The following is a 12796-nucleotide window of genomic DNA, read 5'->3' on the forward strand; positions in this document are numbered from 1 at the left end:
CGTTTCGCGACTCACGTCGCTCCTACGAGGCTGGGCACTGCGTCAACATTATCGGATATCCCGGCACCAACCCCCTCGACAAGGAGAGTTCCATGCGCAAGATTTCAATGGTTTGGCTGGTCCTGGCTGCATTGTGGGCCAGCCCGTTGCTGGCGGCTCCCGTCGCCAAGCCGATCAACTGGAAGGTCGGCAAACAGACTTTCAGCGGGTTTCTGGTCTACGACGACGCCAGCAAGGAAACCCGTCCGGGTCTGTTGATGGTGCCGGATTGGCTGGGCGTGACCCCGGCCGCGGTGGACAAGGCCAAGCAGATCGCCAGTGACGACTACGTGGTGCTGGTAGTGGACATGTACGGCAAGGGCGTACGCCCCAAGAATCCGACCCAGGCGATGGCCCAGGTCAAGAAGATGTATGCCGACAGGCCGGCGATGCGCGCGCGCATGAACAAGGCGCTGGAAGTGTTGCGCACCAAGGCCGGCAAGGCGCCGGTGGACACGACCAAGATCGCGGCGCTGGGTTTCTGCTTTGGCGGTTCGTCGGCGCTGGAGCTGGCGCGCAGCGGCGCCGATGTCGCCGGTGTGGTCACTTTCCATGGCGGCCTGGAGACGACGATGCCGGCGGCGGAAGGTGCGGTGAAAGCGCCGCTGCTGATACTCAATGGCGCGGACGATCAGGGCGTGGCGCCCAACATCGCCGGATTCGAGAAGGAAATGAACGCGGCAGGCGCCGATTGGCAGTTCGTCAATTTCAGCGGCGCAGTGCATTGCTTCGCATTGGAGACCGCCAACAGCCCGCCCGGCTGCGTGTACAACGAGCGCGCCGCCAAGCGCGCCTACAAGATGATGGGCAGCTTCTTCGACGAAGTGTTCGCCCAGTAACCGCGGAAATTCCCGTAGGAGCGACGTAAGTCGCGAATCCTAGATTACGATCGGACTTGATCCTTCCGATCCTTATGTTCGCGACTTACGTCGCTCCTACGGACTTCCGGCTCAGTGCTTGCGTTCCACGGCGTACTGCGCCAGTCCGCGCAACGCGGCGATAGCCTCGTTTTCGTCCAGACCGTCGAGCGCGCCTTCGGCCGCTCGCGCGTATTCCGCCGCTCGTCGCTGGCTGTATTCCAGTCCGCCGGTGGCATGGATCGCCTTCAGCACTTCCGGCATGGCATCGCCGTTGCCGTTCTCCACGATAGCGCGCAAGCGCGTGCGCGTCGCTTCGTCCGAATGCGCGATGGCATGGATCAGCGGCAGGGTGGCCTTGCCTTCGGCCAGGTCGTCGCCCAGATTCTTGCCCAGGTCGGCCGCATCGGCGGTGTAGTCCAGCACGTCATCGGCGATCTGGAAGGCGTAGCCCAGATTCATGCCGTAGTCGTAGAGTTTCTGCTGGACGATGGCGTCGGCACCGGAAGCCAGGGCACCCAATTGGGTGCCGGCGGCGAACAGCACCGCGGTCTTGCGTTCGATCACGCGCAGGTAAGCGGCTTCGTCGGTGTCCGGGTTGTGGACGTGCAACAGTTGCAGCACTTCGCCTTCGGCGATGCGGTTGGTGGTGTCGGCCAGGATGCGCATCACTTCCATGCGGTCCAGTTCCACCATCAGCTGGAAGCTGCGCGAATACAGGAAATCGCCGACCAGCACGCTGGGTGCATTGCCCCATAGCGCATTGGCGGTGCTGCGGCCGCGGCGCAGGTCCGATTCGTCCACCACATCGTCGTGCAGCAAGGTGGAGGTATGGATGAACTCGATGATCGCCGCCAGCTGATGATGATCGGGCGACATGGCGCCGCAGGCGCGTCCGGCCAGCACCACCAGCATCGGTCGCAAGCGCTTGCCTCCGGCCGAAACGATGTGGTCGGCGATCTGGTTGATCAGCACTACGTCCGAAGCCAGGCGGGCGCGTATCAATGCGTCCACCGCGCCCATATCGGGAGAGGCCAGGGTCTGGATCTGGGGCAGGGCCAGTGCAGGCCTGGCGGTGGTCTCGGCGGAGATCATGTGTGAGGTGTGAGGGAAGTTGCTGAATTATAAGGGAAGAAGGGTCGGCTAAAGCTTACAGGCCGACGCGGCGTATACGGACTAGCCTGGAGGCCCCGGGTATACTTCACTGGACTGCGCCCGCAACCGGCGGGCATCACCCGACGGAAGACGATATGGCACGCGGCATCAACAAAGTGATCCTGGTGGGCAACCTGGGCAACGACCCGGACACCAAGTACACCCAGGGCGGCATGGCGATCACCCGGATCAGCCTGGCCACCACCAGCGTCCGCAAGGACAAGGACGGCAACCAGCAGGAACGCACCGAATGGCACCGCGTGGTGTTCTTCGGCAAGCTGGGCGAGATCGCCGGCGAATACCTGCGCAAGGGTAGCTCGGTCTATGTGGAAGGCTCGCTGCGCTACGACAAGTACACCGGCCAGGACGGTGTTGAGAAATATTCCACCGACATCATCGCCGACGAGATGCAGATGCTCGGCGGCAGGGGCGAAGGTGGCGGTGGCGATCGCCCGCAGCGCAGCGCGCCGGCGCAACGCCAGGAAGCTTCGGGACCGCGCCGCCAGCAGCCTGCCGCTCAGCAAGCGCCGATGGACGATTTCGCGGACGACGATATTCCGTTCTGAGAAACGGGAAACCTCGTTCAGCTCTTGCATTTATATTTCTGGAGGCAGATGTGCCGACTTGGCTCGTAACTGGTGGCGCCGGCTTCATCGGCGGCAATTTCGTGTTGGAAGCGGTGGGCAAGGGCATCCGTGTCGTCAATCTGGACGCGCTGACCTACGCAGGGAACCTGGATACGCTGTCCTCCCTGGAGGGCGATCCGAATCACGTTTTCGTCCACGGCAACATCGGCGACCAGTCCCTGGTATCGCGATTGCTTGCCGAACACCAGCCCGATGCGGTGGTGAATTTCGCCGCCGAGAGCCATGTGGACCGATCGATCGATGGCCCTGGCGCATTCGTGCAGACCAATGTGGTCGGCACGCTCGCCCTGCTGGAGTCGGTGCGCGATTACTGGCGTGCGCTGCAAGGCGCCAAGCGCGATGCGTTCCGGCTGCTGCATGTTTCCACCGACGAGGTCTATGGCTCTCTGGGCGACACCGGAAAGTTCACCGAAAGCACGCCTTTCGCACCCAATTCCCCGTATTCCGCTTCCAAGGCGGCGTCCGACCACTTGGTGCGGGCGTTCCACCACACCTACGGGCTGCCGGTACTCACTACCAATTGCTCGAACAACTACGGGCCGTACCATTTTCCGGAAAAGCTCATCCCGCTGATCATCGCGCGCGCACTGGCGGGCGAGCCCTTGCCGGTCTATGGCGACGGCAAGAACGTCCGCGACTGGCTGTATGTGAGCGACCATTGCTCGGCCATCCGTACCGTTCTGGAAAAGGGGCGGCCTGGCGAAACGTACAACGTCGGTGGCGACGCGGAGCGGCAGAACATCGAGGTGGTGGAAGCCATCTGCAAGTTGTTGGACGAACGGCGTCCGCGGGCCGACGGCAAACCGCGCGCCAGCCAGATCACCTATGTCGCCGACCGTCCCGGCCACGACCGCAGGTATGCGATCGATGCGTCCAAATTGCAGGGCGAACTAGGCTGGAAACCGCAGTACACGTTCGAGAAAGGCATCGCGCAGACCGTGGACTGGTATCTCGAGAACCAGGCCTGGGTTGAGCGGGTCTTGGATGGCAGCTATCGTCTGGAAAGAATCGGCGCTGCCGCCTGACGCAAAGGAAAGCGAAAATGACGCAACGCAAAGGCATCATCCTGGCCGGAGGTTCCGGCACACGCCTGTACCCGATCACCCAGACCGTCAGCAAGCAGTTGCTGCCCGTCTACGACAAGCCGATGATCTATTACCCGCTCAGCGTGCTGATGCTCGCGGGGATACGCGAAGTGCTGGTGATCAACACGCCGCACGAACAGGCGCTGTTCAAGCAGCTGCTAGGCGACGGTTCGCAGTGGGGCATGCGTATCGAATACGCGCCGCAGCCGAGCCCGGACGGGTTGGCGCAAGCGTATCTGATCGGCAAGGATTTCGTAGCCGGCCAGCCGAGCTGCCTGGTGCTGGGCGACAACATCTTCCATGGCCATGGCTTGACCGAAACGCTGAAGCGCGCCGACACGCGCGAGCGGGGTGCGACGGTATTCGGCTATTGGGTCAGCGATCCGGAAAGATACGGCGTCGCCGAGTTCGACGAAAGCGGCAAGGTGGTGGGGCTGGAGGAAAAGCCGGAGAAACCGCGTTCCAGTTATGCGGTCACGGGCCTGTATTTCTACGATGGGCGCGCCAGCGACTATGCGGCTTCGCTGAAGCCTTCGGCGCGCGGGGAACTGGAAATCACCGATCTCAATCGTTGCTATCTCGATGACGGTTCGCTGCATCTGGAACCGCTGGGCCGTGGTTTCGCGTGGTTGGATACCGGCACGCACCAGTCCTTGCTGGAGGCTTCCAACTTCATCGAAACGATAGAGGCCAGGCAAGGGTTGAGAGTCTGCTGTCCGGAAGAAATAGCCTTCGGCAACGGTTGGATCGACGCCGCGCAACTCGAGAAACTGGCAGCTCCGCTCGCCAAGAACGGTTACGGGAAATACTTGCTTTCGCTGGTCGCCCGCGGAGTCGTGCGATGAAGGTCGTCGAAACCAGTCTTCCCGGTTGCGTAGTGATCGAGCCGGCTGTCTTCGGCGACGACCGTGGCTTCTTCTTCGAGACATGGAATGCGGACCGTTACGGGCAGCTCGGCCTCCCCGACAGGTTCGTGCAGAGCAACGTGTCGTCTTCCGCGCGCGGCGTGCTGCGCGGACTGCACTACCAGTGGCCCAACCCGCAAGGCAAGCTGGTGAGCGTGCTCGAAGGCGAGGTTTACGATGTCGCGGTGGATATCCGCAGAGGCTCTCCCACTTTCGGCCGCTGGGCCGCTGTCATCCTTAGTGCGCAGAACAAGCGCCAATTCTGGATACCGGAAGGCTTCGCCCATGGATTCGCGGTGCTTTCCGATCGCGCGATCTTCAGCTATCTGTGCACCGCCCAGTACGACAAGTCCGCCGATGCCGGCGTGCGCTGGGACGATGCGGCTATCGGCATCGACTGGCCGATCGATGCGCCGCTGCTATCCGAGAAGGATGGCAAGGCGCCGTTCCTGGCGGATGTGGCCGAGGACTGCCTGCCGATCTACGTCGCATGAAAATCTTGCTGCTTGGCGCCAACGGGCAGGTGGGTCATGAGCTCCTGCGCAGTCTCAGGCCGTTGGGCGACATTGTCGCGACCACGCGGAGCGGCGTATTGGACGACGAAGAATGCGAGATAGCGGACTTCGACCAACCTGATTCTCTTCCCGCGCTGTTCAGTCGAGTTTCGCCGGATGTCGTCGTGAATGCCGCCGCCTACACTGCGGTCGATCGCGCCGAGAGCGATCCCGAAGCCGCATTCCGCGCCAATGCCGAAGTCCCGGGGAAATTGGCAGAAGCTTGTGCCGCAAGCAATGCTCTGCTGGTGCATTACTCCACCGACTATGTTTTCGATGGGCAGGGCATCCGTCCTTACCGTGAAGACGACCTTGCTGCTCCTTTGGGCGTTTACGGCGCCAGCAAATTGGCTGGCGAGCGGGCGATCGAAGCGTCTGGCTGCAGGCGTTTCATATTCCGCACCGCTTGGGTATACGGCAACCACGGGGCTAATTTCATGCGCACCATGCTGCGCCTCGGCGCGGACCGCGATGAACTTCGCGTAGTCGCCGACCAGACTGGAACTCCTACGCCCGCAGCATTGATTGCGGATGTGACCGCGCAGATTATCGCGATGCCGTCCCAAGCCTACGGCACGTTTCATCTCACAGCCGGAGGGCGGACAAGTTGGCATGGGTTCGCTACCGAAATTTTCGAGGGCGCGCGGCGCCATGGTCTGCTAGCCAGTGTGCCGCGTATATCGCCGATTACTACGGCAGAGTACCCGACCCCTGCCAAGCGCCCAGCTTACTCGTGCCTGGATACGTCGGCGCTGCAGAACACTTTCGGCATCGCATTGCCGGATTGGAAGCTGGGTCTTGAGCGGGTACTGGCTGCAAGCTCCATGCAAGACTGAATTCGCGCAAGACTGGCGAAGGAAGCGGGCGTATCGGTGGAGACGCTCTACTGCCGCACCGAGGGACACGGGTTCTATACCATCGAACATCAGCGCGAGTAATGCGCCAAGCTGCCGCCTTCCTGCCGCGCCATATCGGCGGCACGAGCACGGCAAAGTAGGTAGGTGCGGCGATTGATCGGGAAAGCGTCGCCATCTGTGGGTGACGATGCACGGAGCGACCGGAAACCGCAACGCACTTCGGTTTATTTCACTCCGTGCATCATCCGCTTCAACAGCGGCACCAGCAGCAAAGCGACCACCGCGCAGCCCAGCCCGACCCACGTCAGCAGCCAGAACAGATGCGCGTATTTGTCCGCGGCTTCGGCGAAGTTCATGGTTTCGCCCTCGGGTATCTCTATCGCAGCCAGTTTGCCGAACTGCGCGGCCAACGTTTCCGAAAAAGCTGTCGCCAAAAACCAAGTTCCCATCATCAGGCTGACCACACGCGGCATCGACAGTTGGGTCACGGCGGAAAGGCCGACCGGCGCCAGGCACATCTCGCCGATTTCCAGGATCAGGTAGGCCAGCACCAGCCACCACACGCTGGCCATCTGCCCGGTTTCGCCGACCTGCTGCGCGGCCCACGCCAGGGGAATGAAGGACAAGCCGGCGAACATCAGGCCCAGTGCGGATTTGAACGGTTTGGAAGGGTCGCGCCCGCATCGGCCCAGCCATGCCCACAGCGCCGCGAACAGCGGCGCCAGCACCACCAGGAAGAAGGCGCCCAGATAAGTCAGCGAGCCGGCAGTCTGCGGCAGGACCACGCAATCGCGCACCAGGCAGACCAACATGACCGCGCTCACCGCTATGAACAGCAGGCGCGGTGTGGTGGATTCGGGCGTGCGGTCCGACAGTCGCGCGGCGAGCATGAACGAGAGCGGCGCCAGCAGCAGGGAATAGGTGGACCACGGCGCGGTCTGCACGAACAGCGCGAGGTTGGTGGCCCAGTCCGTGGTCCATTCGAAAGGCTGCAGGGGCGCAACCAGCGAAGGCGCTATGTCTTTGGTCAGCAGGCGATCGGTGAAGGTCACCCAGGAGCCATAGGTCTGCTCGTACAGGGTGAAGAACACCAGGCACATGAAGATCATCGCCATCAGCGCGAGCATCTGCTGCCGTTGCACCGGCGTGCACTGGGAAAGAACGAACCAGCCGAACCAGACCAGCACGATAGCCAGCACCACCAGCATCAGCATCAGCGCCAACGGTATTTCTCCGCCCAGGGCGAAAGCGCCGTTGCCCGATGCCCACATCAGCCAGGCGATCGGCAACACGCCGGCGACGGCGGCCGCGTAGATCAGCCATTCGCGCGGGAGCCCCAGCACGCGTTCGCGAAGCAATTCCGGTTCGCGGGGTTCGGCGTGCCCATGCAGGTACTTCTGTCCCCATAGGAACAAGACCAGCCCAAGCAGCATGCCGATGCCCGCCGCGCCGAAGCCGTACTTCCAGCCCAGCGTTTCGCCCAGATAGCCGCAGACCAGCGAGGCGAACAGCGCGCCCAGATTGATGCCCGCATAGAAAAGCGAGAAGCCCGAATCGCGGCGCGGATCGTTTTCTTCGTACAACTTGCCGACGATGGTGGAGATGTTGGGTTTGAGGAAGCCCACGCCCATGATGATCAGCGCCAGCGACAGATAGGTGTAGCGCAGGGAACTTTCGTCGCGCATGACCTGGCCGCCTACGTTTATGGCGGCGTCGCCCTCGAACGCCATGCCCGCATGCCCAAGCACCAGCAGCAGGCCGCCGAACACCACCGCCTTGCGCATGCCCAGCCAGCGGTCGGCCATCAGCCCGCCTATCACCGGGATGCAGTACACCAGGCCTCCGTAGGCGCCCAGCAGGTCGTAGCCGGCCTTGTCCGGAAACAGGTGGTATTTGGTCAGGTAAAGCAACAGCAGCGCCTTCATGCCGTAGAAGGAGAAGCGCTCCCACATCTCGGTGAAGAAGCAGACGTAGACCCCTTTGGGGTGGCCGAGGAAGTCCTCGCGTGCCGGGAGGGCTGGCAGGGTGGAAGCGGACAAGGGCAGGCCCCGCGCGGAAAGCCGGAGTATAGCCGCGGCCGGCCGGCTCTCTGTGCTGGACTTGCCGGTGGCTTCCTTATAGCTTGTCGGCTCCTCGAAGCTCAGAGATTCGCATGAACAGCGCGCAGACGCCGCAACTTACCTTCCGTGCCGTGCTGCTGGCGGTCGTACTGGCCATGATTCTGTCGGCCGCCAACGCTTATCTTGGCCTGTTCGCGGGGCTGACCATCGCCACCGCCATCCCGGCCGCGGTGGTGTCCATGGGCGTGCTGCGCCTGCTGGGCGGCGGCACCATTCTGGAGAACAACATCGTCCAGACCGGCGCGTCGGCGGGTTCCTCCATCGCGGCGGGCGTGATCTTCACTATCCCGGCGCTGATCATCCTGGGTTACTGGCAGGACTTCCGTTATTCGTGGGTGCTGGCCATCGCCGGTCTGGGCGGCCTGCTGGGCGTGCTGTTCTCGGTGCCATTGCGCCGCACCATGATCGTGGAAGACCCGCTTCCGTTCCCGGAAGGCAAGGCGGCCGCCGAAGTGCTGAAGGCCGGCGAGAATCCCGGCCCGGGTCTGAAAATCCTGGCCATGTCGGCAGGTATCGGCGCGCTGGTGAAGCTGGCTGCAGCCAGTGGCCTGCGCATGATTCCCGACAGCTGGGCGCAGGCGGGCTTCTTCGCCAACAACAAAGTGCTGGCCTACCTGGGCACCAATCTTTCGCCCGCGTTGCTGGGCGTGGGCTATATCGTCGGCTTGAACATCGGCATCGTCGTGCTTTCGGGCGCGGTGCTGTCCTGGCATATCGCCATTCCGATCTACAACGCCTTCTTCCTCAACAACGATCCGGCCCTTGCGACGCAGATCGCGGGCGCCGGCGCGGTCGACACGGCCTTCGCCATCTGGTCCACCAAAGTCCGCTATCTGGGCGTGGGCACCATGCTCATCGGCGGCATGTGGACGCTGTTCTCGCTGCGCAAGTCGCTGGCATCGGGCATCCGCAGCGGATTCGCCGCCGCGCGCAAGGCCAAGGGCGAGGCGGTAGCCGAAACCGACCGCGATCTGCCGATGAAGTGGATGCTGATCGCGCTGGTCGCGTTCGTGGTTCCGTTGGCGCTGCTGTACCAGGCCATCGTAGGGCAGTGGACGGTCAGTATCCCGATGACCATCATCATGATCGTCGCGGGCTTCCTGTTCGTCTCGGTATCGGCTTATCTGGCCGGCCTGGTCGGTTCCTCCAACAATCCGGTTTCCGGCATCACCATCGCCACGATCCTGTTCGCGTCGGTGGTTCTGGTGTTCCTGCTGGGGCGGAATTCTCCGATCGGCGCGGTGGCCGCGATCATGATCGGCGCGGTTGTGTGCTGCGCTGCCGCGGTCGGCGGCGACAATCTGCAGGATCTGAAGGCCGGTTACATCGTAGGCGCGACCCCATGGAAGCAGCAGCTGATGCTGGCCATCGGCGCTTTCTCCTGCGCGTTGATCATGGCGCCGGTGCTTAACTTGCTGGCGGCCGCTTATGGCATCGGTGCTCCGACCCCGGAACACCCCAATTCGCTCTCCGCACCGCAGGCCACCCTGATGGCGTCGGTGGCCAAAGGCATGTTCGGTGGCGTGTTGCCATGGGGCATGATCGCCATCGGTGCCGGCATCGGCGCGCTCATCATCGCACTGGACGAATGGTTGAAATCGCGCAGCGCGAAATTCCGCGTGCCCGTGCTGGCCGCGGCCATCGGCATCTATCTGCCGCTGGAATTGATGGTGCCCATCTTCCTTGGCGGCCTGCTCTCGCACTTCGTGCAGCGCAAGCACAAGGTCGATGATGACAATGAAGAAGAGAAGGACCGCATCCATCGTCCGGGCACATTGTTCTCCGCGGGCCTGATCACCGGCGAGGCGCTGATGGGCATCGCGATAGCGGTTCCGATCGTGGTTTCGGGAAGCGCGGATGTACTGGCTTTGCCGGAAGCTTGGCGTTTCAACCAGTGGATCGGGCTGGTGGTGCTGGCAGTCGTGGGCTGGCTGCTGTATCGCAGCGGGGCCAAGAAGCAGAACCTGCCGGCCTCGTCCTGACGCAGCGGCCGGCAAAGTCTGGTTCCATTCCCGGCAAAGGAATGGAACTGGCTATCGTGCCAGTGCGTGGACGGCCGGCCAATTGAGATAGATCGGGTTGCCGACGAGCAGCAGCTTGCCGTCGGCGCCGCGCACGTTCACGCGCAACCAGTGCCGCCCGCCCCATCGTTGCGCCAATCGAAACGCAGGGTCTGCGAGGTCTGCCCGATGGACAGGTCGGCTCCCGGTTGGAGGATGCGACCGTCCTCGATCACCTCGATATGCGCGCCGGAAAGATTGCCGGCGCTCACCTCGAATTCGACCACGCTTGCCGACGGCGACGACAAAACGTCCCCAATCAGGGCTTCGGCACCGCCAGAGCGCGCACTGAAAGCCAGCGTGCGGTCGCGGCCAGGAAGCCGCAGCACATCGCGCCCCACCGCGCCGCGTGGCATGACTCCAGGCCTTTGCGCCGGACTGCTGTTACGGCCTAACATCGGGGTTTTCCTGTCGCTGGAGCCCCGGATGAAGCTGCGAACCGCCTTGTTGCCCCTCTGCCTGCTGGCCGCATTGCCGGCCACGGCCGCTACGCGCGGATTCGACGTACGCGACATGGTGGCGCTGGACCGCGTGTCATCGCCGGTGCTGTCGCCCGACGGTGCGGTGGTCGTGTTCGCCCAGCGGCAGATGGACAAGGAAGTCGTCAAGGCCACGACAGGGCTGTGGGTACGCAATCTGCTGACCCGCGACATGGCGCCGCCCAAGCGCTTGACGCCCGAAGGCTGGAACGTGAACTCGCCTTCGTTCTCGCCCGACGGCAAAACCGTGTATTTCCTCAGCGGCAAATCCGGCACCCAGCAGCTGTATTCCATCGCTTCCAGCGGCGGCGCGCCGAAGCAGCTCACCGCTTTCGCATTGGACATCGGCAGCTACAAATTGTCGCCGGACGGCACCCGCGTCGCGTTCAGCACGGATACTTTCGCCGACTGCAAGGCCGACTTCGCCTGCACGCAGAAGAAGCTCGACGACACCAAGGCCAGGAAAAGCACCGGCGTAATTTATGAAGGGCTGTTCGTGCGCCATTGGGACACCTGGAGCGATGGCCGCCGCAGTCGGCTGTTCGTGAGCGATTTGCCCGTGGGCAAGGCCAAGGCGACCACCGCCGCGACCGCATTGACCGATTCGCTGGATGGCGATGCGCCTTCCAAACCTTTCGGCGACGCCAGCGAGTACGTCTGGTCGCCCGATGGAAAAACCCTGGTGGCCGGCATCCGCGTGGCCGGAAAATCCGAAGCCTGGTCCACCAACTTCGACCTCTACCGCCTGAATGCCGACGGTACCGGCGCGCCGGTCAACCTGACCGCGGCCAACAAGGCCTGGGATGCGGGTCCGGTATTCAGCGCCGACGGTAAAACGCTGTTCTATCGTGCGATGAAACGCCCCGGCTTCGAGGCCGACCGCTTCGCGCTGATGAGCATGGACGTGGGCAGCGGACAGGTCCGCGAGATCGCCGCGCATTGGGACCGTTCCGCCGACAACATCGTGCTGTCGCAGGATGGCGGCACCATCTTCACCACCGCGCAGGACACCGGCCAGCATCCTTTGTTCGCCGTCGAGATCGCCACCGGCAAGGCGGAGCAGATCGTCGGCGACGGCACCATCGGCGACTTCCAGGTCGCGGGCCAGACATTGGCCTTCACGCGCAATACGCTCAAGACCGGCGACCAGCTGTTCACCACCACCACGGCAGCAGGCGCCCCCCTGCGTGCGATCACGCCGAGCACGCAAGAGCGGCTCAAGGACGTGGCATTCGGCGATTTCGAGCAGTTCGACTTCAAGGGCGCCGGCGGCGATACCGTGCACGGTTACGTGGTCAAGCCATGGAACTACGTGGAAGGCAAAAAATATCCGGTCGCGTTCCTGATCCATGGCGGTCCGCAGGGCAGCTTCGGCAACGGCTGGAGCTACCGCTGGAACCCGCAGACTTATGCGGGGCAGGGCTATGCGGTGGTGATGATCGATTTCCACGGCTCCACCGGTTATGGCCAGGCCTTCACCGATGCCATCAGCCAGGACTGGGGCGGCAAGCCGCTGGAAGACCTGCAGAAGGGCTGGGCGGCGGCGCAGAAGCAATACGCTTTCCTCGATGGCGCCAATGCCTGCGCGCTCGGCGCGAGCTACGGCGGCTACATGATCAACTGGATCGCCGGCAACTGGCATACGCCCGCTTCCGGCGCATGGAAGTGCCTGGTGGACCACGACGGCGTATTCGACACGCGCTCGATGGGTTACGTGACCGAGGAGCTATGGTTCAGCGAATGGGAGAACGGCGGAACGCCGTATGAAAATCCCAAGAACTACGAGAAGTTCAACCCGGTCAACCATGTCGCCGAATGGCGCGTGCCCACGCTGGTGGTGCAGGGCGAGAAAGACTACCGCGTGCCTATCGACCAGGGTCTGTCCGCGTTCACCGCTTTGCAGCGCAAGGGCATCGAATCCAAATTGCTGTATTTCCCCGATGAAAACCATTGGGTGCTCAAGCCGCAGAACAGCGTGCTGTGGCACGATACGGTCAATGGCTGGCTGAAGCAGCACCTGGCCCCGTAATCCTCTGCG

11 protein-coding genes are annotated in these 12796 nt (G+C 63.1%); 8 read left to right on the forward strand and 3 right to left on the reverse strand.

Features of this window, described 5'->3' with window-relative positions; genetic code table 11:
• Positions 1-92: 92 nt before the first annotated feature.
• Positions 93-878, forward strand: a complete 786-nt coding sequence (locus CSC73_RS01685; RefSeq protein ID WP_246197263.1) for a dienelactone hydrolase family protein — start codon at positions 93-95, stop codon at positions 876-878.
• Positions 879-989: 111 nt separating this feature from the next.
• Here CSC73_RS01685 and CSC73_RS01690 read toward each other — a convergent pair whose 3' ends face one another.
• On the reverse strand, positions 990-1991 hold the full coding sequence (locus CSC73_RS01690) for a polyprenyl synthetase family protein (RefSeq protein WP_163838721.1): 1002 nt from the start codon (positions 1989-1991) through the stop codon (positions 990-992).
• A 155-nt stretch (positions 1992-2146) separates the two neighbouring features.
• On the opposite strand from CSC73_RS01690, the gene CSC73_RS01695 reads away from it, so the two are divergent.
• The 5 genes from CSC73_RS01695 to rfbD are packed head-to-tail and all read left to right on the forward strand — an operon-like array spanning position 2147 to position 6078.
• Positions 2147-2617 carry a single-stranded DNA-binding protein gene (locus tag CSC73_RS01695; RefSeq protein WP_163838722.1) on the forward strand — a complete coding sequence of 157 codons (471 nt, stop codon included), beginning with the start codon at positions 2147-2149 and terminating at the stop codon, positions 2615-2617.
• Between the two features lie 50 nt (positions 2618-2667).
• Positions 2668-3723, forward strand: a complete 1056-nt coding sequence (gene rfbB / locus CSC73_RS01700) for a dTDP-glucose 4,6-dehydratase (RefSeq protein WP_163838723.1) — start codon at positions 2668-2670, stop codon at positions 3721-3723.
• 17 nt (positions 3724-3740) lie between these two features.
• Positions 3741-4628, forward strand: coding sequence for a glucose-1-phosphate thymidylyltransferase RfbA (gene rfbA / locus CSC73_RS01705; RefSeq protein WP_163838724.1), 888 nt, complete (start codon positions 3741-3743; stop codon positions 4626-4628).
• The gene (gene rfbC / locus CSC73_RS01710) at positions 4625-5182 is read left to right on the forward strand and encodes a dTDP-4-dehydrorhamnose 3,5-epimerase (RefSeq protein ID WP_163838725.1); all 558 of its coding nucleotides are present in this window, start codon (positions 4625-4627) and stop codon (positions 5180-5182) included. The genes rfbA and rfbC overlap by 4 nt, the downstream gene beginning before the upstream one ends.
• On the forward strand, positions 5179-6078 hold the full coding sequence (gene rfbD / locus CSC73_RS01715; protein ID WP_163838726.1) for a dTDP-4-dehydrorhamnose reductase: 900 nt from the start codon (positions 5179-5181) through the stop codon (positions 6076-6078). Before rfbC ends, rfbD begins: the two co-directional genes overlap by 4 nt.
• 245 nt (positions 6079-6323) lie before the next feature.
• On the opposite strand, the gene CSC73_RS01720 is transcribed toward rfbD, so the two are convergent.
• On the reverse strand, positions 6324-8138 hold the full coding sequence (locus tag CSC73_RS01720) for a peptide MFS transporter (RefSeq protein ID WP_163838727.1): 1815 nt from the start codon (positions 8136-8138) through the stop codon (positions 6324-6326).
• A 113-nt stretch (positions 8139-8251) separates the two neighbouring features.
• Between CSC73_RS01720 and CSC73_RS01725 the strand changes: the two genes are divergently transcribed.
• The gene (locus CSC73_RS01725; protein ID WP_163838728.1) at positions 8252-10201 is read left to right on the forward strand and encodes an OPT family oligopeptide transporter; all 1950 of its coding nucleotides are present in this window, start codon (positions 8252-8254) and stop codon (positions 10199-10201) included.
• Positions 10202-10338: 137 nt separating this feature from the next.
• On the opposite strand, the gene CSC73_RS01730 is transcribed toward CSC73_RS01725, so the two are convergent.
• A complete protein-coding gene (locus CSC73_RS01730) occupies positions 10339-10677 on the reverse strand; it encodes a hypothetical protein (RefSeq protein WP_163838729.1) in 339 nt (112 codons plus the stop codon).
• 28 nt (positions 10678-10705) lie between these two features.
• Between CSC73_RS01730 and CSC73_RS01735 the strand changes: the two genes are divergently transcribed.
• The gene (locus tag CSC73_RS01735; RefSeq protein ID WP_163838730.1) at positions 10706-12787 is read left to right on the forward strand and encodes an alpha/beta hydrolase family protein; all 2082 of its coding nucleotides are present in this window, start codon (positions 10706-10708) and stop codon (positions 12785-12787) included.
• Positions 12788-12796 lie beyond the last annotated feature (9 nt).

Source organism: Pseudoxanthomonas sacheonensis, assembly GCF_010093305.1.
GTDB lineage: Bacteria > Pseudomonadota > Gammaproteobacteria > Xanthomonadales > Xanthomonadaceae > Pseudoxanthomonas_A > Pseudoxanthomonas_A sacheonensis.

Coding starts and splice junctions, on each gene's coding strand:
- CSC73_RS01725 (WP_163838728.1), top strand. CDS start 8,252: ATGAACAGCGCGCAGACGCCGCAACTTACCTTCCGTGCCGTGCTGCTG.
- CSC73_RS01730 (WP_163838729.1), bottom strand. CDS start 10,677: ATGTTAGGCCGTAACAGCAGTCCGGCGCAAAGGCCTGGAGTCATGCCA.
- CSC73_RS01685 (WP_246197263.1), top strand. CDS start 93: ATGCGCAAGATTTCAATGGTTTGGCTGGTCCTGGCTGCATTGTGGGCC.
- CSC73_RS01695 (WP_163838722.1), top strand. CDS start 2,147: ATGGCACGCGGCATCAACAAAGTGATCCTGGTGGGCAACCTGGGCAAC.
- rfbC (WP_163838725.1), top strand. CDS start 4,625: ATGAAGGTCGTCGAAACCAGTCTTCCCGGTTGCGTAGTGATCGAGCCG.
- CSC73_RS01690 (WP_163838721.1), bottom strand. CDS start 1,991: ATGATCTCCGCCGAGACCACCGCCAGGCCTGCACTGGCCCTGCCCCAG.
- CSC73_RS01735 (WP_163838730.1), top strand. CDS start 10,706: ATGAAGCTGCGAACCGCCTTGTTGCCCCTCTGCCTGCTGGCCGCATTG.
- rfbD (WP_163838726.1), top strand. CDS start 5,179: ATGAAAATCTTGCTGCTTGGCGCCAACGGGCAGGTGGGTCATGAGCTC.
- rfbA (WP_163838724.1), top strand. CDS start 3,741: ATGACGCAACGCAAAGGCATCATCCTGGCCGGAGGTTCCGGCACACGC.